Annotated in this window: 16 protein-coding genes; 13 read left to right on the top strand and 3 right to left on the bottom strand. The window is 71.6% G+C overall.

Annotated features, from left to right (window positions below; genetic code table 11):
- Positions 1-706 precede the first annotated feature (706 nt).
- From ACIHCM_RS24460 to ACIHCM_RS24450, 3 genes are all read left to right on the top strand, one after another.
- Positions 707-970, top strand: a complete 264-nt coding sequence (locus ACIHCM_RS24460; RefSeq protein WP_003975777.1) for a WhiB family transcriptional regulator — start codon at positions 707-709, stop codon at positions 968-970.
- 181 nt (positions 971-1,151) lie between these two features.
- Positions 1,152-4,823: a glycosyltransferase gene (locus ACIHCM_RS24455; protein ID WP_399899860.1), complete on the top strand. Its 3,672-nt coding sequence runs from the start codon at positions 1,152-1,154 to the stop codon at positions 4,821-4,823.
- Positions 4,820-6,280 (top strand): DUF5719 family protein, encoded by a 1,461-nt coding sequence (locus ACIHCM_RS24450; RefSeq protein WP_399899476.1) that lies wholly within the window; start codon positions 4,820-4,822, stop codon positions 6,278-6,280. Before ACIHCM_RS24455 ends, ACIHCM_RS24450 begins: the two co-directional genes overlap by 4 nt.
- A 17-nt stretch (positions 6,281-6,297) precedes the next feature.
- Here the strand turns inward: ACIHCM_RS24450 and ACIHCM_RS24445 are convergent, their stop codons facing one another.
- Complete coding sequence (locus ACIHCM_RS24445) at positions 6,298-6,747, bottom strand: metallopeptidase family protein (protein ID WP_399899473.1); 450 nt, start codon at positions 6,745-6,747, stop codon at positions 6,298-6,300.
- A gap of 294 nt (positions 6,748-7,041) precedes the next feature.
- On the opposite strand from ACIHCM_RS24445, the gene ACIHCM_RS24440 reads away from it, so the two are divergent.
- The 7 genes from ACIHCM_RS24440 to ACIHCM_RS24410 all read left to right on the top strand — a co-directional run bounded on the left by ACIHCM_RS24440 (position 7,042) and on the right by ACIHCM_RS24410 (position 14,926).
- A complete protein-coding gene (locus tag ACIHCM_RS24440; RefSeq protein WP_053760356.1) occupies positions 7,042-7,464 on the top strand; it encodes a DUF3499 domain-containing protein in 423 nt (140 codons plus the stop codon).
- A gap of 131 nt (positions 7,465-7,595) precedes the next feature.
- A complete protein-coding gene (locus tag ACIHCM_RS24435) occupies positions 7,596-9,212 on the top strand; it encodes an L-lactate permease (RefSeq protein WP_399899469.1) in 1,617 nt (538 codons plus the stop codon).
- Positions 9,213-9,314: 102 nt separating this feature from the next.
- Positions 9,315-10,679, top strand: a complete 1,365-nt coding sequence (locus ACIHCM_RS24430; protein WP_399899467.1) for a phosphomannomutase/phosphoglucomutase — start codon at positions 9,315-9,317, stop codon at positions 10,677-10,679.
- A 444-nt stretch (positions 10,680-11,123) separates the two neighbouring features.
- Complete coding sequence (locus ACIHCM_RS24425) at positions 11,124-11,294, top strand: Trm112 family protein (RefSeq protein WP_125493546.1); 171 nt, start codon at positions 11,124-11,126, stop codon at positions 11,292-11,294.
- 91 nt (positions 11,295-11,385) lie between these two features.
- Positions 11,386-12,519, top strand: coding sequence for an SIS domain-containing protein (locus ACIHCM_RS24420; protein ID WP_399899464.1), 1,134 nt, complete (start codon positions 11,386-11,388; stop codon positions 12,517-12,519).
- A gap of 145 nt (positions 12,520-12,664) precedes the next feature.
- Positions 12,665-13,816 (top strand): mannose-6-phosphate isomerase, class I, encoded by a 1,152-nt coding sequence (gene manA, locus ACIHCM_RS24415; RefSeq protein WP_399899461.1) that lies wholly within the window; start codon positions 12,665-12,667, stop codon positions 13,814-13,816.
- Between the two features lie 132 nt (positions 13,817-13,948).
- Entirely contained in the window at positions 13,949-14,926 is a 978-nt protein-coding gene (locus ACIHCM_RS24410; RefSeq protein ID WP_399899458.1) for a cation diffusion facilitator family transporter, read from the top strand.
- A 185-nt stretch (positions 14,927-15,111) separates the two neighbouring features.
- Here ACIHCM_RS24410 and ACIHCM_RS24405 read toward each other — a convergent pair whose 3' ends face one another.
- A complete protein-coding gene (locus ACIHCM_RS24405; protein WP_399899455.1) occupies positions 15,112-17,283 on the bottom strand; it encodes a fructose-specific PTS transporter subunit EIIC in 2,172 nt (723 codons plus the stop codon).
- Between the two features lie 484 nt (positions 17,284-17,767).
- Here ACIHCM_RS24405 and ahcY point away from each other — a divergent pair, with 484 nt between their 5' ends.
- Positions 17,768-19,225 (top strand): adenosylhomocysteinase, encoded by a 1,458-nt coding sequence (ahcY, locus tag ACIHCM_RS24400; RefSeq protein ID WP_393109215.1) that lies wholly within the window; start codon positions 17,768-17,770, stop codon positions 19,223-19,225.
- A gap of 175 nt (positions 19,226-19,400) precedes the next feature.
- The gene (locus ACIHCM_RS24395; RefSeq protein WP_399899452.1) at positions 19,401-20,015 is read left to right on the top strand and encodes a hypothetical protein; all 615 of its coding nucleotides are present in this window, start codon (positions 19,401-19,403) and stop codon (positions 20,013-20,015) included.
- 31 nt (positions 20,016-20,046) lie between these two features.
- On the opposite strand, the gene ACIHCM_RS24390 is transcribed toward ACIHCM_RS24395, so the two are convergent.
- The gene (locus ACIHCM_RS24390) at positions 20,047-21,153 is read right to left on the bottom strand and encodes an RDD family protein (RefSeq protein WP_399899449.1); all 1,107 of its coding nucleotides are present in this window, start codon (positions 21,151-21,153) and stop codon (positions 20,047-20,049) included.
- Between the two features lie 131 nt (positions 21,154-21,284).
- Between ACIHCM_RS24390 and ACIHCM_RS24385 the strand changes: the two genes are divergently transcribed.
- On the top strand, positions 21,285-22,292 hold the full coding sequence (locus ACIHCM_RS24385; protein WP_399899446.1) for a stage II sporulation protein M: 1,008 nt from the start codon (positions 21,285-21,287) through the stop codon (positions 22,290-22,292).
- The last annotated feature ends 376 nt before the right edge of the window (positions 22,293-22,668 follow it).

The raw sequence follows: 22,668 nt of genomic DNA, 5'->3' as shown, positions 1-22,668 counted from the left end.
GGGTGGTTCCTAGGCGGAGAGAGGTGCGGGGCTGGATGTCACGGCCGTCCGCCCGGATCGCGGGCGGGAGGGGCGCCCGGGTGGGGGCGGGGGGAACAGCAGCCGAGTCGCGGTGGACTCAGAGGCAGCCGGAGCGCGCTGGGCTCAACAGCTGGAACAGCAACAACAGCTACGGCGAGCGTGGGCAGCACCGAGGGACCCGGCGGAGCGGGTCGAGGTGGGCGCCAAGTTCGCGAGCATGCCCACTAGGACAGCGGCTGACACCCCCACTGTCAACTCGGCGCCCGAAATGTGGGACATGTTTCACCTGTTCCGGTTCATCGGTCAGGTGAAAGGTTTGCTCAGGCCTTCACCCGGACACATGGCGCACAACCGGGCGCGCAAGCCCTGTTGCGATCCCGTGATCCGACTGTGATCCGGTTCGCTTCGGCGTGTGCGTCGGAACGAGATTGAGCCACTGGGCGTCCTTCTCCGTACAGGGTGCGTGCGAGGCCGACGGCCTCCCGGGCCTCAACAGCGTGTCAAGGTTTATGGCGATTTGAACACTTTCCGCACGGCCTTGGTTCCGCAGAGTGAATAAGGGGCTCAATAGCAGATCTCGGCTTGACTCGCCCGGAGCAGCACACTTGTAATTTCACTCGTGTCGTTCAGCCGGAATCGGTAACGGCTACATCACGGGGACGCGAAAGACAGACGAGGGGCGCACATGACCGAGCTGGTGCAGCAACTGCTGGTCGACGACGCGGACGAGGAACTCGGCTGGCAGGAGCGCGCGCTGTGCGCCCAGACCGACCCCGAGTCCTTCTTCCCCGAGAAGGGCGGCTCGACCCGAGAGGCCAAGAAGGTCTGTCTCGCCTGCGAGGTCCGCTCCGAATGTCTTGAGTACGCCCTGGCCAACGACGAGAGATTCGGCATCTGGGGCGGCCTGTCCGAGCGGGAGCGCCGCCGCCTGAAGAAGGCGGCCGTCTGAGCCAGCGGCACACATCGTCCTCGTACATACGGGGCGAACGGCCCGTCGCGGGTGGGTTGTCCACAGGCGGCGGGCCGTCGTCATGGGCAGCCGATAGTGTGGGCGCTCGTCCGAGACACCCCGCCGCCCCCATACGGCACAGGTGTCCACCGCAGTCCACCGAACCGGGGCCCGTACCTCGATGTCCGTGCACAGCCACACGGCAGCCCATCACGATGCCGCTGCCACACCAGAGTTCCCGCGTCATGTGGTGACCGCGGTCCTCGTCTCCCACGACGGCGCCCGCTGGCTGCCCGACGCGCTCGCCGGGCTGCTCGGCCAGGAGCGGCCGGTTCAGTTCGTCGTGGCCGCCGACACCGGCAGCGCCGACGACTCCGCACAGCAGGTCACCGCCGCGCTCGGCCCCGACCGCGTGCTGCACCTCGCCCGGCGCACCGGCTTCGGCCAGGCCGTCGAGGAGGCCAACCGTGCGGCCCCCGTCCTCACCCCGGAGGAGCTGCCGTACCTGAAGCGGCCGAGCGGCTGGGACCCCGTCACGCGCACCTGGCGCGACGACGCCTACGACATGCCCGAGCTGCCGCACGGAGAGCCCGTGCAGTGGCTGTGGCTGCTGCACGACGACTGCGCGCCCGAACCCGACGCGCTGGCGGAGCTGCTGCGGGTGGTGGAGAACGAACTCGGACTCGGCCGCGACGACGTCGCCGTGGTCGGCCCCAAGCTGCGCGGCTGGTACGACCGAAGGCAGCTCCTCGAAGTCGGCGTCAGCATCGCCCACTCGGGCCGCCGTTGGACCGGCCTGGACCGCCGCGAACAGGACCAGGGCCAGCACGACCACGTCCGGCCCGTGCTGTCGGTGTCCACCGCCGGCATGCTGATCCGGCGCGACGTCTTCGAAGAGCTCGGCGGATTCGACCGGCGCCTGCCGCTGATGCGCGACGACGTCGACCTGTGCTGGCGTGCCCACGCCGCCGGGCACCGCGTCCTCGTCGCCCCCGACGCGGTCGTCCGCCACGCCGAGGCCTCGTCCCGCGAGCGCCGGGCCGTCGACTGCGCCGGCCGCACCACGGCGTCCCCTCACAAGGTCGACAAGGCCGGCGCCGTCTACACCCTCCTCGTCAACGCCCGCACGGCCACGCTGCCCTGGGTGCTGTTCCGCGTCCTCCTCGGCACCCTGCTGCGCACCGTCGCCTACCTCGTCGGCAAGGTGCCCGGGCAGGCGGTCGACGAGATCCGCGGTCTGATGGGCGTGCTGCTGCGGCCTGAGCGGATCGTCGCGGGCCGCCGCAGGCGCGGCCGGCCGATGGTCGACAAGGGCGAGCTGCGCCCCCTGTTCCCGCCGCCGGGCGCGACGGTGCGGGCCACCGTCGAACAGGTCGCGGGCAGTGTCATGGGCAGCTCCGACCCGGAGGTCACCTCCGGCGCCGGACGCCACGGCGGCGGGGTCGAGTCCGGGCCCGGCGGCGACGACGCGGACTTCCTGGAGATCGAGCAGTTCGCCCGCCTGAAGCGCATCGCCCGCAACCCCGGGCCCATGCTGTTCCTGGTGCTGCTGCTCGTGTCGCTGGCCGCCTGCCGCGACCTCCTGGGCGGCGGCTCCCTCGCGGGCGGTGCCCTGCTGCCCGCGCCAGCCGACTCCGGTGAGCTGTGGTCGCGTTACCTCGACTCGTGGCACCCGGTGGGCGCCGGCGGGGACGGCTCCGCGCCGCCCTACCTCGCGCTGGTGGCGATGCTGGCCTCCGCACTGTTCGGATCCCCGGGCCTCGCGGTCACGGTGCTGCTGGTCTGCTCGGTGCCACTGGCCGGGGTCACCGCGTACTTCGCCTCCCGCCCGCTGGTCGAGTCCCGGCTGCTGCGCGCCTGGGCCGCCGTCGTGTACGCGTTCCTGCCCGCCGCCACCGGCGCCCTCGCCGGCGGCCGGCTCGGCACCGCCGTCCTCGCCGTGCTGCTGCCGCTCCTGGCGCGCGCGGCCGTCGCCGCCGGCGGCCTCGCGAACGCCTCCGGTGCGCGGGGCAGTTGGCGCGCCACGTGGGCCTACGCCCTGCTGCTGACGGTCACCACCGCGTTCACGCCGATCGTGTGGCCCCTCGCGCTGATCCTCGGCGTCGGGCTGCTCGCGGTGCGCCGCGGCGACATCACCGCCTACGGCCTGCGCTTTCTGACCCAGCTGGGCACACCCCTGCTGGTCCTCGCCCCCTGGTCGCTGTCCCTGCTGCCGTTCGGCTTCTTCCGTGAAGCCGGCCTGGAGTACGGCGCCTCGGCCGCCTCCGCCTTCGACCTGCTGGGCGCGAGCCCGGGCGGGCCCGGCACCGTCAGCGGACTGATGCTGATCGGCATCGTGCTCGCGGCACTGGCCGCCCTGCTGCGCGACGAGCGCCGGCGGGGCATCTGGGCGGCCTGGGCGGTCGCCCTGGTGGGCCTCGTCCTCGCGGTGCTGTCCAACGGATCGGCCTGGGCGGGCCCCGCGACGCTGGTCTACGGCCTCGCGCTGCTGACGGCCGCCACCATCGGCGCCGAGGGGGCACGCACGCGCGTGGCCGAGCAGAGCTTCGGCTGGCGCCAGCCGGTCGCCGCGCTGATCGCCTTCGCCTCGGCCGCGGGCCCGCTGCTCGTCGCCGCCGGATGGATGATCCGCGGCGCCGACGGACCCCTGGAGCGCCGCGACCCGGTGCAGGTGCCCGCGTTCGTCGCCGAGGAGAGCGGCACCCGCGACCAGGCCCGCACCCTCGTCCTCGACAGCGACTCCACCGCCCGCGTCGGCTACACCCTGGTCCGTGGTTCCGGCGCCCGCCTCGGCGACGCCGAACTCGCGGCGTCCGACGGCGGCCACGCCGTGCTCGACAAGGTCGTCGCCCATCTCGTCGCCGGTTCCGGCGCCGACCAGGCCGACCAGCTCGGCGCCTTCGCCGTGCGCTACGTCCTCGTGCACAAGGGCGCGCCCCGCGAGGTCAGCCGCGTCCTGGACGCCACGCCCGGCCTGAGCCGGCTCAGCCAGCAGGACGGCGGCGCCCTGTGGCGGGTCGACCGCCAGGTCGCGCGCGCGGTCGTCGTCCCGGCATCCGGCTCGGCTGCCCCGCAGCCGGTGGCCGCCGGACCCGTCGAGATCCACACCGACATCCCGGCCGGCGCCGACGGCCGGGTGCTGCGCCTCGCGGACACCGCGTCGGACGGCTGGACGGCCACCGTCGACGGCAAGCCGCTCACCCGCACCACCGTCGACGGCTGGGCCCAGGGCTTCGAACTCCCCGCGGGCGGCGGCACCCTGGACGTGACCTACGACGATCCGATCGGCCACACCGCCTGGCTGTGGGCCCAGGGCTTCCTCGCCGTCGTCCTCGTGGTGCTCGCCCTGCCCGGGCGCCGGCGTGACATCGACGACGACCTCCCCGAGGAGCCCGTGATCCCCGTTCAGGCCGCCGCCGGCGAGGGCCGCCGGGCCCGCCGCCTGCGCGCGCAGGCCGAGGCCGAAGAGGCCGCCCGGGACGAGGAGTTCCCGCCTGCTGCGGGGGAGGAGACCCAGGTGCCGATCCCGCAGCAGCAGTCCTACGGCGAGTACGACACCGCCAGCTACGCGGGCGCCGAGTACGGCACCTACGGTGGCGAGCAGTACCAGGGCGCCGGGGGGCACTACCCCACGGACGGCTACGGGCAGCCGTACGGGCACGACCAGTACCAGGCGGACCCCTACCAGGGCGGTCAGTACGACCCGTACGCGTACGGCGCCGCGCACCAGCCGGGGACGTACGAGCAGCCCTACGACCAGTACCCGCAGGGCTACGACCCGGCCTACGACCCCGCCCAGCAGCAACACCCGCATGACAGCGGCAACGAGCGCCCCGACGGGAGCCAGCAGTGAAGCGCACCACCCTGTCCCTGATCGCCGGCGCCGGCGCGCTCGCCGCGGTCACCGGTTTCGCCGCGCTGTCCGCCCCGGAAGCGACCGGCACGGACACCACCAAGGCGGCGGCCCAGTTGCCGGTGGAGCGTTCAAGCCTGGCGTGCCCCGCGCCGAGCACCTCCGACCTCGCCGAGACGACGTACACCTCCTTCACCCCGGTCACCGACGGCACGGGTGGTGAGGGGAAGGGCGAGCTGCTGCCCGCCGGCGCCGGCAAGCCCAGGAAGCCGGTGCTGAAGCCCAAGGAGCCCGGCTCGCCGGTCTCCGGCGACAGTGCGGGAGGCGAGGCGCCCGCGCTGATCGGTACCGCGGAGGGGAAGTTCGCGCCCGGGTGGACCGTGCAGCAGACGACCGAGGTCGCGGCCGGTGCCGGGCGCGGATTGCTCGGCGTCACCTGCTCGGCGCCGGACACCGACTTCTGGTTCCCGGGGGCCAGCACGGCCGACGGGCGTACCGACTACGCCCACTTGACCAACCCGGACGACTCCGCAGCCGTGGTGGACATCGAGTTGTACGGCAAGGACGGGGCGCTCGAGTCCACGGTGGGGGAGGGCATCACCGTCGCCCCCCGGTCCAGTGAGCCGATCCTGCTGTCGACCCTGACCGATGCCGAGGAGACCGACCTCACGGTGCATGTGAACGTCCGCAGCGGGCGGGTCGGCGCCGCGGTGCAGGCACTGGACGACAAGGCGGGCGGCGACTGGCTGGCCGCGGCCGCGGACCCGGCGGGCAGCCTGGTGATTCCGGGAATTCCCAAGGACGCGACGGCGGTGCGCCTGGTCGCGTTCACGCCGGGTGGCGCCGACGCGGACCTCACGGTGCGCCTCGCCTCGCCGAACGGGCTGATCACCCCGGCGGGGAACGAGACCCTGCACGTGAAGTCGGGCATGACGACCGCGCTGGACCTCGGCGACGTCACGCGCGGTGAGGCCGGTTCGCTCGTGCTCACACCCTCGGACCAGGCCGTGCCCGTGGTGGCGGCCGTGCAGGTGGTGCGCGGCGAGGGCGGCTCCCAGGAGACGGCGTACATCCCCGCCACGCGGGCCGTCGGCACGCGCGCGACGTCGGCGGGCAACGCGGAGAAGGGCGTGACCCTGTCGCTGACCGCGCCGGGCGAGGCGGCGCAGGTCAAGGTCACGGCGTCGGCGGGCACCGAGGGCGGCACGGCGGCGTCGAAGACGTACTCGCTCAAGGCGGGCACGACGCAGGACGTCGAGGTGCCGGCGCCGAGCGGGCTGAAGGGCATGTACGCGCTGACGGTGGAGCGGGTCTCGGGCGGCCAGGTCTACGCGTCCCGGACCCTCACCGCGACGCAGGACGGCGTCCCGGCCTTCACGATCCAGACCCTGCCCGACGACCGGGGGACGGTGGCCGTGCCGGAGGCGGAGCAGGATCTGTCGGTGCTCCAGAAGTAGGCGCCGTACCGGGCTGCTCAGTCCTCGCCGTACCGCGGATCCACCGTCTCCGGTGTCAGACCGAGCAGCTCGGCGACCTGCTCGACGACGACCTCGTGCACCAGCGCCGCCCGTTCGTCGCGCCCCTTGGTGCGGATCTCGACGGGACGCCGGTAGACGACCACCCGCGCGGGACGCCCCTCACGTGCGGCGACGGTGCCGCCCAGCGGTACCGCCTCGTCGTTCCACGCCTGGCCCGGGCCGTCCAGCCGCGGTACCTCGAGGACGAGGAAATCGATGTCGGCGAGCTGCGGCCACCGCCGCTCGAGGCGCTCCACGGAGTCCTGCACCAGATCGGCGAACGCCTCGGCACGGCTTGCCGCGAGCGGCACCTGAGGGGGCGCGATCGGGCCGCGCATGCCCCGGCCGTGACGATCACGGCGACGGGGCCCGGGGGCTGCGGCACGAGGCGGTACTCGGTTGTCCATCACTGGTGAAGCCTAGTCCTCGCGCGAGGCCCGTGCCGGGCGTCCACGCGGCGTTCCGGTCCTCCGCACGCCGACGCACGGCCTGTCGCCGGATGACCATTCCAGCCAAGATTGGGCTCGATTCCGTATCTCTCCGAGACCGGCGATCACGAGGCAATTGACGGCGTTTATGTGGAGTGTTGACCACTTTCGTGGTCGTACGAGACCACGCACAAGCATGTCCGCGCAGGTCAGCGGCGTGTGCCGGAAGGGGCCTGTGGGGCGTTTCACAACACGACACGGTGGAGTGACCTGGTGGAGAGTCGTCGCGGCCCGCTCAAGAGTGCGGTACCGTCCAACGTCGTGAGCCCTGTACGTCGCTGTTCGCGCACCGCTTGCGGCCGTCCTGCCGTAGCGACGCTGACGTACGTCTACGCCGACTCGACCGCCGTCCTCGGCCCGCTCGCCACCTACGCGGAACCCCACTGCTACGACCTGTGCGCCGAGCATTCCGAGCGCCTCACCGCCCCCCGCGGCTGGGAGGTCGTCCGGCTTCTCGACGGCTCCGCTCCGGCCCGCCCCAGCGGCGACGACCTGGAAGCGCTCGCCAACGCGGTGCGCGAGGCCGCGCGGCCTCAGGAGCGCGCGGCACAGGCGGGCGGCGGTGGCCGCGCGGCCGATCCGATGGAGGTCGCGCGCCGCGGCCACCTGCGGGTTCTGCGCTCTCCCGACAACTGAGCGCCCGGCCGGGGCCCGCACCTCATGTCGTTGAACGCTGCACACCCATTGACTGCCGCTTGACGCGGACACGATCATTCCGTCACCCGTGAGAAATCGCTTTCCGCATCGCGGAACCCGGGGAGGCGCTCGTGTACGTCCAGGAACTGGCCCCCGTCGCCGGCTCGCTCGGCCTGTCCGCCCTGGTGGCGGCGCTGCCCCTGGTGATCGTCCTGATCCTGCTCGGCGGCGTGCGCATGAAGGCCCATCTGGCGGGCCTCACCGGCCTGCTGGCGGCCTTCCTGGTCGCCTGGCTCGCCTACGGCATGCCGGTGGATCAGACGATCTCGAGCGCCGTCCAGGGAGCGGTGTTCGGGATCTTCCCCATCCTGTGGATCGTCGTCAACGCCCTGTGGGTGTACCGGATGACGGTACGGACCCGGCACTTCGACATCCTGCGCCGGTCGTTCGGCCGGCTGTCCGACGACCCGCGCATCCAGGCGCTCGTCGTCGCCTTCTGCTTCGGTGCCCTGCTGGAAGCGCTTGCCGGATTCGGCGCGCCGGTCGCGATCAGCGCGGTGATGCTCGTCGCCCTCGGCTTCGATCCGGTGAAGGCCGCGATCGTCGCGCTGGTCGCCAACACCGCGCCGGTCGCCTTCGGCGCCATGGGCACGCCGGTGGTGACGCTCGCTCAGGTCACCGGGCTGCCCCTGGAGGACGTGGCGTCCGTGGTGGGGCGTCAGACGCCGCTGCTGGCCCTGGTGGTGCCGCTGGTGCTGGTCGGCCTCGTGGACGGACGGCGCGGCCTGCGGGAGACCTGGGTGCCGGCCACGGCGTGCGGAATCGCCTTCGCCGTCGCCCAGTTCGCCGCCTCGAACCACTTCTCCGCGCAACTCGCCGACATCGCCGCCGCCCTGGCGGGCGCCGGCGCCCTGGTCGCCGTGCCGCAGTCGCGCAGGCCCGCCACCGAGCCCGTCCGGGCGTCGGTGCTGACCGGCGCCCGCAGCGAGGAGCTGGACGAGGAGGACCCGCGCGCGGAGGTCGTGCGGGCGTACGCGCCGTACGCGCTGATCGTGGCCGTCTTCTCCGTCGCGCAGATCCCCGTCGTCAAGGACTGGCTGGCCGGGGCCACGCAGACCTACGACTGGCCCTTCCTGGACGTCGTCGACCCGGACGGGGAGCGGGTCGGCGGCAACGTGTTCACCTGGCCGGTCGTGTCCACCGGCGGCACGCTCGTGCTGCTCGCCGGTGTGCTCACGGCCGTCGTGATCGGGGTGCACGCGCGCGCGGCGGTCAAGGAGTGGCTCGCGACCGTGCACGAGCTGCGCTTCGCGATCCTGACGGTGACCTCCGTCCTGGCCCTCGCGTACGTCATGAACCTCTCCGGGCAGGCGGCCACCATCGGCCACTTCGTGGCGGCGGCGGGCGCGGGGCTGGCCATCCTGTCGCCCGTCCTCGGCTGGTTCGGGGTCGCCGTGTCCGGTTCCGACACCTCGGCCAACGCCCTCTTCGGGGCGCTCCAGGTGACCGCCGCGCGCGAGTCGGGGCTGTCGCCGGAGCTGCTGGCCGCCGCCAACAGCTCGGGCGGTGTTCTCGGCAAGATGATCTCCCCGCAGAACCTGACCATCGCCTGCGCGGCCGTAGGGCTCGCGGGCCGGGAAGGCGACCTGCTGCGCAAGGTGCTGCCGTGGAGTCTGGCGCTGTTGCTCGTGATGTGTCTGATTGTGGTCGGCCAGAGTTCGCCGGTGCTCGGCTGGATGCTGCCCTGACCTCAGGGTTACGGCTGAGGGACCAGTTTCGGTCCACGCCGTGCGTTGTCACCTGAGGCGGGTAGTTTGGGGGCACCGATAGGACTTTCAGGAGGGTTGGCCGTGGCTGCTGATCTGTCGCAGATCGTGAAGGCTTACGACGTGCGCGGCGTCGTCCCCGACCAGTGGGACGAGCCACTGGCCGAGCTCTTCGGGGCGGCCTTCGCCCAAGTGACCGACGCCGACGCGATCGTCATCGGGCACGACATGCGGCCGTCGTCCCCGGGACTGTCCCGCGCCTTCGCGCGCGGGGCGGCGCTCCGGGGCGTCGACGTCACCGAGATCGGCCTCTGCTCGACCGACCAGCTGTACTACGCCTCGGGCGCGCTGAACCTGCCGGGCGCCATGTTCACGGCCTCGCACAACCCGGCCCGCTACAACGGCATCAAGATGTGCCGCGCGGGCGCAGCGCCGGTCGGCCAGGACACCGGCCTCGCCGAGATCCGCGAACTCGTCGAGCGGTGGAGCGACTCCGGCGCTCCCGAGCCCGCCGCGCAGCGGGGAACGATCACCCAGCGCGACACGTTGGAGGACTACGCGGCCCACCTGCGCTCGCTCGTCGACCTGACCTCGATCCGCCCCCTGAAGGTCGTCGTCGACGCGGGCAACGGCATGGGCGGCCACACGGTCCCCACGGTCTTCGAGGGCCTGCCCCTGGAGCTCGTGCCGATGTACTTCGAGCTGGACGGCACGTTCCCCAACCACGAGGCCAACCCGCTGGACCCGGCCAACATCGTCGACCTCCAGGCGCGCGTGCGCACCGAGGGTGCCGACCTCGGCATCGCCTTCGACGGCGACGCCGACCGCTGCTTCGTCGTCGACGAGAACGGCAACCCGGTCCCGCCGTCCGCGATCACCGCCCTGGTGGCCGCGCGCGAGCTGGCCAAGCACGGCGGCGAGGGCGTCGTCATCCACAACCTGATCACGTCCTGGACGGTCCCGGAGGTCGTGAAGGAGAACGGCGGCACGCCGGTTCGCACGCGCGTGGGCCACTCCTTCATCAAGGCCGAGATGGCCCGCACCGGCGCGATCTTCGGCGGCGAGCACTCCGCGCACTACTACTTCCGCGACTTCTGGAACGCCGACACGGGCATGCTGGCCGCTCTCCATGTCCTCGCGGCCCTCGGTGGCCAGAAGGGCACGCTCTCCGCCCTGGTGGACGAGTACGACCGCTACGCCGGCTCCGGGGAGATCAACTCCACCGTCGACGACCAGCAGGGCCGCCTCGCCGCCCTCAAGTCGGCCTTCGAGAGCCGCGAGGGTGTCACCCTCGACGAACTCGACGGCCTGACGGTCACGGCCGCCGACTGGTGGTTCAACGTCCGCCCGTCCAACACGGAGCCGCTGCTGCGCCTGAACGCCGAGGCGAGGGACGAGGCGACGATGGTGAAGGTGCGGGACGAGGCGCTGGAGATCATCCGGGGGTGAGGCCGAGGTGAGGCGGGGGTGAGGTGGCCTGGGGCGCGGGGTCGGGCGGCGCGGCGGCATCCCCGCCGCGGGTCCGGCCGGCTGCCGGGCACGATGGGGGCGCGGCGGCGTGTCCGGGGGGCGGCCCGGTTTCGTGGCGGGGCCCGCGTAGGGGCGTCGGCTTGGCTTCGTGGCGGGGCCCCCTTGGCTTCGTGGGGGGCGAGTACGCCATCCAGCCCCCTCCCCGCCGGTCACCGCACATGTGGCCCGCCCACCGGTGACCGCGCACCGACGACTCCTGCCCCCGTCCCCGGCGCCGCTCACCGCGCCCCCGCCGCAACGCCCTTGACGGCACACCACAACCCCCCACGCCCGCGGCCCCCACGGCGGTACCCTGACCAGGCACAACCGCACAGCCACATGTACCCGAACCGGTACGCACACCCCGCCCCGAAGGGACCCCCCATGCCGCTCGAAGCCGGCCTCCTGGAGATCCTCGCCTGCCCGGCCTGCCACGCCCCTCTCAAGGAGCAGGACGCGGAGCTGCTCTGCACCGGCCAGGACTGCGGCCTGGCGTACCCCGTCCGCGACGGCATCCCCGTCCTCCTCGTCGACGAGGCCCGCCGCCCCGCGTAACGGGCCGTAGACGTCCGCGCAGACCGGGCCCGCCCCAGAGGGACCCGCCGCCCGCACAACCGCCGACCCCGGCGTTCGGAGGCTGCCGCACATGCTCGACGAATCGCTGCTCGACTCCCCGGAGGGCCTCGCAGAGGCCGACCAGCGCGGCCTGCTGCGCGGCGCCGCCGAAGCCGGTGCCCGCGTGCGCACCGCCGCCCGGCTCGCCGTCGAGGCCGGAGTCGGTGAGCTGAAACCCGACGGCCGTCCGCGGGCCGTCCTCATCGCCGGCCCCGGTGCCGCCGCCACCCACGCCGCCGACTTCCTCGGCACGCTGGCCGGCCCCGGCAGCCCGGTCATCCGCCTCGCGCCGACCGGCGTGGCACCCGCCGCGGGCGCCCTGCGCTGGGAACTCCCCGGCTGGGCCGGCTCGGTCGACCTGCTTCTGATCGCCACCCCGGACGGCACCGAACCGGGCCTCACCCTGCTTGCCGAGCAGGCCTACCGGCGCGGCTCCACGGTCGCCGCCGTGGCCCCGGCCGGCACCCCGCTCGCGGAGGCCGTCGCGGGCGCCCACGGCCTCTTCGTGCCGATGGCGACCGCCCCGTACGAGCAGGACGAGCAGCCGCCGCTCGCCGCGTCCGCCCCCGGGGTCCTGTGGGCGCTGCTCACCCCGCTGCTCGCGCTGCTGGACCGTATCGGGCTGCTCACCGCCCCGCCGGACGCGCTGGAGAAGGTCGCCGACCGCCTCGACCACATCGCCGAACGCTGCGGGCCGGCCATCGAGGCGTACAGCAACGCCGCCAAGACCCTGGCCGCCGAGCTCGCCGACGCGCTCCCGGTGATCTGGACGGAAGGCACCTCCGCCGGCCCGGCGGGCCGCCGTTTCGCCGCCGCCCTCGGGGAGCTGTCCGGACGGCCCGCCGTCGTGGCCGAACTCCCCGAGGCGCTCGCCGCGCACAGTGCTCTGCTCGCCGGCCGGCTCGCCGCCAGCGCCGACCCCGACGACTTCTTCCGTGACCGCGTGGAGGACCCGCCCGCGCTGCACGCGCGCGTGGTGCTGCTTCGGGACCGCCCGATCGGTGGCCTCACCGCTGCCCCTGCGGCCCGTGACCTGGCCCTGAGCCACGACACGCCGATCAGCGAGCTGGAACCCGAACCGGGCGGCGAGCTGGAGACCCTCTCCGAACTGATCGCCATCACGGATTTCGCCGCCGTTTACCTGGCGCTCGCCTCGAGGGCCTGATCTGGCTCAGGACGCCCCGACCTCCGTACGCGGGGAGAACCGGCGCCCGTACGCGAAGAGAACCGAAAGCGTACGAACGTCGTACGAACGAGGTACGCGTGCCGTACGCACACCTGTGCCCAGCAGGCCCGGCAGAGAGAATCGAATGGACCGCCTCGACAACACCGTCCGCCCCTACGCCTGGGGTTCCACCACCGCGATCCCGCGGCTGCTCGGCGCCGAGCCGACCGGCGAGCCGCAAGCGGAGATGTGGATGGGCGCCCACCCCGGCGCACCCTCGCGCACCGACCGCGGCACGCTCGTCGACGTCATCGCGGCCGACCCCGAGAAGGAGCTGGGCCCGGCCGCCGTGGCGAAGTTCGGCCCCGGACTGCCCTTCCTCCTGAAGATCCTCGCGGCGGGCGCCCCGCTCTCGCTCCAGGTGCATCCCAACCTGGAGCAGGCGAGGGAGGGTTACGAGGAGGAGGAGCGCCGCGGTGTCCCGGTCGACGCCCCGCACCGCAACTACAAGGACGCCAACCACAAGCCGGAACTGATCTGCGCGCTCACCGAGTTCGACGGCCTGTGCGGATTCCGTGACCCGATCCGCACCGCAGACCTCCTCGAAGGACTCGGCGTCGACTCCCTCAAGCCGTACGTCGATCTGCTGCGCGCCCACCCCGAGGACGCGGCGCTGCGCGAGGTCCTCACCGCCGTCCTCACCGCCGACCCCGAGGAAATGGCCCGCACGGTCGCCGAGACCACCGCGGCCTGCTCGCGGCTCGGTGGCGACTACGCCCCGTATGCCGGCCTCGCCCACCACTACCCCGGCGACCCGGGCGTGATCGCCGCGATGCTCCTCAACCACGTCCGCCTGCAGCCCGGCGAGGCGCTGTACCTCGGCGCCGGCATCCCGCACGCCTACCTCAGCGGTCTCGGCGTCGAGATCATGGCCAACTCGGACAACGTCCTGCGCTGCGGTCTGACCCCCAAGCACGTCGACGTCCCCGAACTCCTGCGCATCGTGCGCTTCGAGCCGAACGACGCGGGCGTGCTGCGCCCGGAGGCGTCCCCGGACGGCGAGGAGGTCTACGAGACCCCGATCGACGAGTTCCGGCTCTCCCGCTACGTCCTTGCCGAGGGCGGCCCCACCCGCGACCTGACCCGGGCCACCCCGCAGATCCTGCTGTGCACCGCGGGATCGGTCCGGGCGGGCGAACACGTGCTGGCGCCGGGCCGGTCCGTCTTCGTAGCGGCCGGCGAAAAGGCCGAAGTGTCCGGTACGGGCACGCTGTTCCGGGCGACCGTGGTGGCCTGATCGCGCGGGTGTGCCGACCAGGCGCACCCCCGCCGGGCCGGGCTGCAACAATGGCCCACCGGCAAAGGACCGGCAAAGCCCGCGAGCGGGCAAAGCCCTGATGGACGGCGTACGAAGGGACATCGCGAACACATGAGCGCGTCAGGCGGCACCAAGGCGATCGTGGCGGCACTGCTCGCCAACATCTCGATCGCCGTAGCGAAGTTCGTGGCGTTCCTCTTCAGTGGCTCGTCGTCGATGCTGGCGGAGTCGGTGCACTCGCTGGCCGACTCCGGCAACCAGGGACTGCTGCTCCTCGGCGGCAAGAAGGCCCAGCGCGAGGCGACCCCGCAGCACCCGTTCGGCTACGGCCGCGAGCGGTACATCTACGCCTTCCTCGTCTCGATCGTCCTCTTCTCCGTCGGTGGCATGTTCGCCATCTACGAGGGCTACGAGAAGATCAAGCACCCGCACGAGATCGAGCACTGGTACTGGCCGGTGGGCGTTCTCGTCTTCGCGATCATCGCCGAGACGTTCTCCTTCCGTACGGCGATCAAGGAGTCCAACGCCCTGCGCGGCAGCAGGTCCTGGAAGGAGTTCGTGCGGCACGCCAAGGCGCCCGAGCTGCCGGTCGTCCTGCTGGAGGACCTCGGCGCGCTGGTCGGTCTGATCCTCGCCCTCGGCGGCGTCGGCCTGGCCCTGATCACCGGCGACAGCGTCTGGGACGGCATCGGCACCCTGTGCATCGGTGTGCTGCTCATCCTGATCGCGCTCGTCCTGGCCGCCGAGACCAAGTCCCTGCTGCTCGGCGAGGCGGCCGGCGTCGAGGACGTCAGGAAGATCGAGGCAGCGACCGTCGACGGCAGCACCGTCACCGGCATCATCCACATGCGCACGCTCCACCTCGGCCCCGAGGAGCTCCTGGTCGCCGCCAAGATCGCCGTGCGCCACGACAACACCGCCGGTGAGGTGGCCTCCGCCATCGACGCCGCCGAGGCCCGTATCCGCGAGGCCGTGCCGATCGCCCGCGTCATCTACCTGGAGCCGGACATCTACAGCGAGGCCGAAGCGGCCAAGGGCCCGGACCGGGAAGCCTCGCCGGGTGGCCCGACCCCGTCCACGGAGCACTGAGCTCCCTGGCACCTTCCCAACTCCGGGGGCCCGCCGAACTGTTCGGCGGGCCCTCGATCGGTTGTGGGCCTGCTGGTTGTGAGCCTGGCTGGTTGTGAGCCTGGCTGGTTGTGACCGGGAATCGTTGTGCCCCCGGCTGGTTGTGGCCTCGAGCGAGCCACCCCGTTCCGGGAGAGTGGCCCCGGCTACTCGACCTCGCGCAGCACTCCGAGCACCGCCCCCTCGTCCGCCGCCGCCAGCAACCGCTCCCGGAATCCGGTATCCATCAACTTCCGCGACAGCAGCGCCAGAATCCGCAGATGCTCGTCACCCGCGGCGGCCTCCGGTACGGCGATCATGAACACGAGCCTCGCCTTCGTACCGTCGAGCGAGCCCCACTCCACGCCCTCGGCGGAGCGCGCGAAACCGACGACCGGCGCGGTCACCGCGTCCGTCTTGGCGTGCGGGATCGCGATCTCCTCACCGAGCCCGGTGGTGCCCTGCTCCTCCCGCCGCAGCGCCGTGCGCACCAGTTCGCCGACGTCGGTGACCTTGCCGCTGCGGGCCAGCAGCTCCGCCATCTCACGGATGGCGTCCTCCTTGTCCGGCGCACCGAGCCGGGCTCGTACGGTTTGCGCCGTCAGATACCCGGACAGAACCTCGCCCTCCGCATCACCCCACGCCGCCACATCACCGGACGCCTCCGCCTCGACCGGCCGGTCACCGGCCGTCTCGGCAGGCCGCGTGCCGGTCGGCTCGGCCACCCGGCCCGCACCGGCAGCGACGGCCCTCGCCACCGCCTCTCCCGCTACGGCGGCCCCGGCAACCGGCGCCGCGACCCCCGCCCCCACGAGCGCGGCCCCGGGTCCGGCGGCGAACCCGCCACCGACCGGCGCCGAGCCGGGCCGCCGCGGGCCCCGAACCCGCTTCCGCTCGCCGACGCCGACGAGCCCGACGGTCGTCACCGCGGTCACCACGGTTCCGATCAGGACCGCCACGAAGAACATCGGCACCCCGCTCACCGCGCCCAGCACCGCGACGACCGGCCCACCGTGCGGCACCGCGTCCTCGACCCCGGCCAGCCCCGCGACCGCACCGGCCGCCGCGCCGCCCAGCATGTTCGCCGGAATCACCTGTGCCGGCCGAGCCGCCGCGAACGGGATCGCGCCCTCGGAGATGCCGAAGCACCCCATGAACAGCGCGGCGAGCCCGGTCTCCCGCTCCTGCTCTGTGTAGAGCCGCGTGCGCAGGAGCGTGGCGAGTCCCTGCCCCAGCGGCATCACCGGGATGGCCGCGGCACACATGCCCATCACGGCCTGGTTGCCGGTCGCGATGAGGCCCGCGCCGAACAGGAACGCCGTCTTGTTCACCGGTCCGCCCATGTCGAACGCGATCATCAGCCCCAGAATGGCGCCGAGCAGGACCGCGCTGGTCCCGGTCATGCCACCGAGCCAGCTCGTCAGGTGCTCGAACACCCAGGAGATCGGCCGCCCGATGACGTAGATGAAGAACAGCCCCAGTGCCGTGGTCGCCACGATCGGTATCACGATGATCGGCATGATCGGCTGCGCGAACTTCGGCACCCGGACCTTCTTGATCCACAACACCAGGTACCCGGCGAGGAACCCGGTCACGATCGCCCCGATGAAGCCCGCCCCCGCCTTGGAGCCGTACAGCTCACCGGTGTTGGCGATCCACCCGCCGATCATGCCGGGTACCAGCGCCGGCCGGTCGCCGATCGCGTACGCGATGTAGCCGGAGAGGATGGGCACCATCAGCGTGAAGCCGATGACGCCGATGTTGTTCACGTCCATCCAGAAGGAGTCCTCCGGGATGACCAGACCGCCGGACGGGTCCGTGTGCCCGCCCAGCGAGAGCGAGATGGCGATCAGCAACCCGCCGACCACCACGAACGGAATCATGTAACTGACGCCGTTCATCAGTGCCTTGTACGCGACGCTGCGCTCCTTGCCGCCGCCACCACCGGCGGACGCGGCCGTGGGGGAGCCGCCCTCCGTGTGCACCGGCGCCGACAGCACCTGCTCTATCAACTGCCCGGGATGCCGGATGCCCTCGGCGACCCCGGCCTTCAGAACCCGCTTGCCGGCGAAACGACTCAGGTCGACATCTTTGTCCGCGGCGACGATGACGCCGTCGGCTTTTCTGACATCGTTGTCATCCAGAACGTTCTCGGCCCCGATGGAACCTTGCGTCTCCACCTTCATCTCGATACCGCGGCTCTCGGCGGCCTGTGCGAGCTTCTCCGCCGCCATGTACGTGTGCGCGATCCCGGTGGGGCATGCGGTCACTGCAAGCAGCCGTAGCTGCCCGCGCTCGTCACCGCCGCCCGTGGGGGGAGGACCGGCCGGACTCGTCACGTCGTTCTCCTCACATCTTCGTGACACGGGAACGCCGCCCCGGACGCCCCGCACAAGTGACCGGATGCCCCGATCACTCCCGCATCCTGCAACACCCGCCCCGCCACTCCAAGGCCGCTGCCCGACGCGAAATGACCCCCTTGGCCAGCTATGTCGAGCCATATGCACCCCTTTCGTCGACGGGTCGAGGCCGCCCGCACGGCACCCTGTGGCCCCCAGCCCCCGGGTGCGCTGTTCGGCGTGAATTGTTCGGAGGTGGACTGGGGGCGCCTGGGCCGCCCGGTGTAGCTTGGGACGGAGTCAGACGTCGCTGCTGATGGCGGTCGGGCGGTCCCCAGCGGGACCGGCCGAGGGAGAGAGGGCCTCCGACGGACTGCGTTGCGCGCACGCGGGCATGCCCGCGTGCTCATCGGGCACCCCTGTGTCCGCCGCCGCGCAGATCAGCCGTACCCACCTCGACCCAACCACCGAGGAGCAGCCAGCAATGACCACTGTCGAGAACCGACAGGACTTCAAGGTCGCCGACCTCTCCCTGGCCGAGTTCGGCCGCAAGGAGATCACCCTCGCCGAGCACGAGATGCCGGGCCTGATGGCGATCCGCAAGGAGTACGCCGAGGCGCAGCCCCTCAAGGGCGCCCGAATCACCGGCTCCCTGCACATGACCGTGCAGACCGCCGTGCTCATCGAGACCCTGGCCGCCCTGGGCGCGCAGGTCCGCTGGGCGTCCTGCAACATCTTCTCCACCCAGGACCACGCGGCCGCCGCCATCGCGGTCGGTCCGAACGGCACGCCCGACAACCCCCAGGGCATCCCGGTCTTCGCCTGGAAGGGCGAGACCCTGGAGGAGTACTGGTGGTGCACGGAGCAGGCCCTGACCTGGCCGAACACCCCCACCGGCGGCCCCAACATGATCCTGGACGACGGCGGTGACGCCACCCTCCTGGTGCACAAGGGCGTCGAGTACGAGAAGGACGGCAAGGTCCCCTCGCCCGACACCGCCGAGTCCGACGAGCACCGCGTCATCCTCGAACTGCTCACCCGCACCGTGAGCGAGAGCCCGCAGAAGTGGACCCAGCTCGCGTCCGAGATCCGCGGCGTGACCGAGGAGACCACGACCGGCGTCCACCGCCTGTACGAGATGCACCGCGACGGCACCCTCCTGTTCCCGGCGATCAACGTCAACGACGCGGTCACCAAGTCGAAGTTCGACAACAAGTACGGCTGCCGCCACTCCCTGATCGACGGCATCAACCGTGCGACGGACGTGCTGATCGGCGGCAAGACCGCCGTCGTCTGCGGCTACGGCGACGTGGGCAAGGGCTGCGCGGAGTCCCTGCGCGGCCAGGGCGCCCGCGTGATCATCACCGAGATCGACCCGATCTGCGCCCTGCAGGCGGCGATGGACGGCTACCAGGTGACGACGCTGGATGAGGTCGTCGACAAGGCCGACATCTTCATCACCACCACGGGCAACAAGGACATCATCATGGCCTCGGACATGGCCAAGATGAAGCACCAGGCGATCGTCGGCAACATCGGCCACTTCGACAACGAGATCGACATGGCCGGCCTCGCCAAGATCCCCGGCATCGTCAAGGACGAGGTCAAGCCGCAGGTCCACACCTGGACCTTCGCCGACGGCAAGGTACTCATCGTGCTGTCCGAGGGCCGCCTGCTGAACCTGGGCAACGCCACCGGTCACCCGTCGTTCGTGATGTCCAACTCCTTCGCGGACCAGACGCTGGCCCAGATCGAGCTGTTCACCAAGCCCGACGAGTACCCGACCGACGTCTACGTGCTGCCCAAGCACCTCGACGAGAAGGTCGCCCGTCTCCACCTCGACGCCCTCGGCGTGAAGCTGACCACGCTCCGCCCCGAGCAGGCCGAGTACATCGGCGTCCAGGTCGAAGGCCCGTACAAGCCCGACCACTACCGCTACTGAGTCCGCAAGCCGGCCCGCTGAGCCGCCCGCCCGTGCACTGACGCGCAGCTCAGCAGCAGGACCTCCGAGGCAGGCCCCCGCACCCCCGTGCCGGGGGCCTGCCCCTTTGGCCGTGCCGGAACGTCACCGACCTGTCGCGGCGAACCGGACCAGCCCGTCACACCCCAGGACCCTCATGCCCCGCGGCCGCTATTCGCTCCACGATCCGCACGATCACACCCCCCTCGCAGAAGAGCACTTCCACTGCGCCCCCGGCCCCTCCGGCTGGCGCTACGTCTCGCAGCTGACCTCCCCCTCAGGCGATCACCGCGGCTCCGTCGACCTCACCCTCGACGAACTCGGCCGCCCCATCCGTCTCGAACTGCATGCGTCAGGCTGGCAGGTGCGCGGTGCCGCGCTCGACGGCGTCACCTGGGTCCGCACCGACCCCACCGGTACCGACGCGACGGAAGGCAATGTGCGCGCCCATGCCTTCACCGGGACCTCTCCCGCGTTCCTCATCGCCACCACCCGTCTGCTGCGCCTCACCCCCTCCGGCTCCGCAACCCGCGTACGCCTGGTCGCCCTCACAGATCCGGTCCTCGCTCCGCGCACCGTGGACCAGTCCTGGGCTCTGCTGAAAAGAGAAGCACACGGCACTGACAACGGCCCTCTGACCGTGGAGGAGTACCAGGTCACAGCCCTGGACACCGGCGAGCAGCACGTCGTGCACATCGCCGGAGACGTGGTTCTCGCGGCGCCGGGCATCGAGCTGGAGGACCTGGACTCGCCGCCGTCCGTCTTTACGTGAGCGGGCGTCGCCGCCGGCTGCCGTGACGCGCCTAGGCGGGAGGGGCGAAGCCGGTCGTGGGGCGATCAGTATCGGCCGACTCGGCGGCCGCACCCTGCCCGCTGTGCGCCGGTCCGGGCTGTGGCGTCTGCGCGGGGCTCCCGGCAGGGCCTTCGGGTTGCGCCGCTCCTCGCGCCGATTGAGCAACCTCGGGGTGCCCGGGCCCGGCAGGTGGCGGAGGGGGAACCGCCGAGGGATAGGAGGGGTATGCCGGATAGGCCGGATGGGAGGGGAGTGACGAATGGGTGGGGTGGGCGGGGTGAGCGGGGTGGGAGGAAGACCCATACGTTCCAGAGACCGCGCCACCGCCCCCGTACTGTCCACCCTGGCCCGCTCCACGGACACCGGCGCCGTCCGCCTGAGCCTTCCGGATCTCCCGCGTCTGCCTCTCCTGCACCACCGCAGCCAGATAGGCGGCCGGCGGTATCCCTTGCGGCACCGGAGTTCCCGTCAGCTCCGCGAGATCGGCGGCGAGCCGTTCCGCCATGGCACCGCCCACTTGCGGGTCCAGCTGCTGCATCCGTGTGAGGTACTGCCGTATGGCGAGCCACAACCCGTCGGGGACCGCTGAGAGGTCGAGTCCTGAGAAGCGCCCTGCAAGCCAAGGCGGCGGCGGGGGCACGAAACGGGTGCGGGCAGCGGGTATTCGCTCTCTCACGACCAGCGTCCCCGCGAACACGTCGCCGAGCCGTCGCCCTCGCTCCGACACGAGCGAAGCGATGCAGGCGATGACCCCGAGCGTCAGCAGGATCTCGACGACGCCGATCGCACCACGCACCAGAGCGTGCCGGAACCGGATGGGCCCGCCGTCGTCGCGAACCACCCGTAGCCCGAACGCCAGCTTGCCCAGCGACCGCCCATGACTGAGCGTCTCCACAGCGATGGGCGCGCCCACGAGAACCAGCAGAAACGTGGCTATGGACACCGCGATCTGAGCAGCTTCGTCCAGGGAGGCCGTGGAGATCAGCAGCACCATGCTCACGATCACGTACGCGGCGAAGGCCACGATGAGATCGAGCAGGACGGCCAGCGCCCTGCTGGGCAGCCTCGCGGGGCGCAGCTCCAGCGCCACCGCCTCACCCGTCACCAGCTCACTCACGCTCGTTGTCCTTCCCCTGGCCTGCCCCGAGACCGGCCAGTCTGCCAAGCTGAGGGCCTTGAGCATTGCAGTACGACAAGCTGACACTCACGACGGGCCCGCCGACGAGCAGCCGAGGAGCAGGCAAACCGATGGACCTCGACGTCTTCGTCTCCGCCCACCGAGCGGAATGGGACCGCCTGGAGGAGCTGCTCCGGCGCCAGCGCCGACTCTCCGGTGCCGAGACCGACGAACTCGTCGCGCTCTATCAGCGCACCGCAACTCATCTTTCCCTGATCCAGTCCAGCGCACCCGACCCGCAGCTGACCGGCCGCCTGAGCCAACTGGTCGCACGCGCGCGTGGTGCCGTGACAGGGTCCCGACGCGCCTCGTGGCGCGACGTCACCAATTTCCTCGCCTACGGCTTCCCGGCAGCCGTTTACCGGTCCCGCCGCTGGTGGGTTCCCACCGCACTTGTGTCGACGCTCGTCGCGGCGCTCCTCGGCTGGTGGATCGGCGCGCACCCCGAGGTCCAGGCAACCATCGCGGCGCCCAGCGAACTGCGCGAGCTCACCCGACCCGGCGGCCAGTACGAGAGCTACTACTCCACCCATCCGGCGGCATCCTTCGCTGCACGCGTCTGGACGAACAACGCGCAGGCGGCGGCCATGTGCCTGGTCTTCGGCGTCTTCCTGGGCGTCCCCGTCCTGTGGATCCTCTTCCAGAACATGCTCAACCTGGGGATCGGCTTCGGCCTGATGTCCTCGGCGGGCCGCCTCGACACCTTCCTCGGCCTGGTCCTCCCGCACGGCCTGCTGGAGCTGACCGCGGTCTTCGTGGCCGCCGGAACAGGCCTGCGTCTCGGCTGGACGGTGATCGACCCGGGCCCCCGCACACGCAGGAAGGCCCTCGCGGAGGAGGGCCGGGCTGCCCTCGGCATGGCGATCGGCCTTGCCCTGGTCCTCTTCGTCGCCGGCGCCATCGAAGGCTTCGTCACCCCGTCGGGCCTGCCGACCTGGGCACGGATCGGCATCGGGGTAGTCGCCGAGGTGGCCTTCCTCGCGTACGTGTTCGTGCTCGGACGGCGAGCCGCTCAGGCCGGGGAGACGGGGGACCTGGACGCGGCCGAACGGAGCGCCACGGTGCCGACCGCCGCTTGATGTGCGGACAGGCCCTCGAGGCTGCTAGTCTCCTCTTCGCCCCACAGGAGCCGTTGACACGGCGCATGTGGGGAGGTAGATTCAAACAGTTGCCTGGACTGGAGCTCATCCGGTCGGCACTTGGAGAACCTACTCGCTTCTTGGAACTTCAGCTTCGAGAAGCTCCCTCGATTAATCGGAATGGATGGCCGGTCAGACCGGCCCGAAACTTCTGATAAAGTCGGATCCGCCGGAAAGGGAAACGCGGAAGCGAGAACCTGGAAAGCACCGAGGAAATCGGATCGAGAAAAGATCTGATAGAGTCGGAAACGCAAGACCGAAGGGAAGCGCCCGGAGGAAAGCCGCGAGAGAGAATCTCGGGTGAGTACAAAGGAAG

Source organism: Streptomyces sp. NPDC052023, from assembly GCF_044548465.1.
Taxonomy (GTDB): Bacteria; Actinomycetota; Actinomycetes; order Streptomycetales; family Streptomycetaceae; genus Streptomyces.
This window is presented reverse-complemented; position numbering and strand designations above follow the sequence as displayed.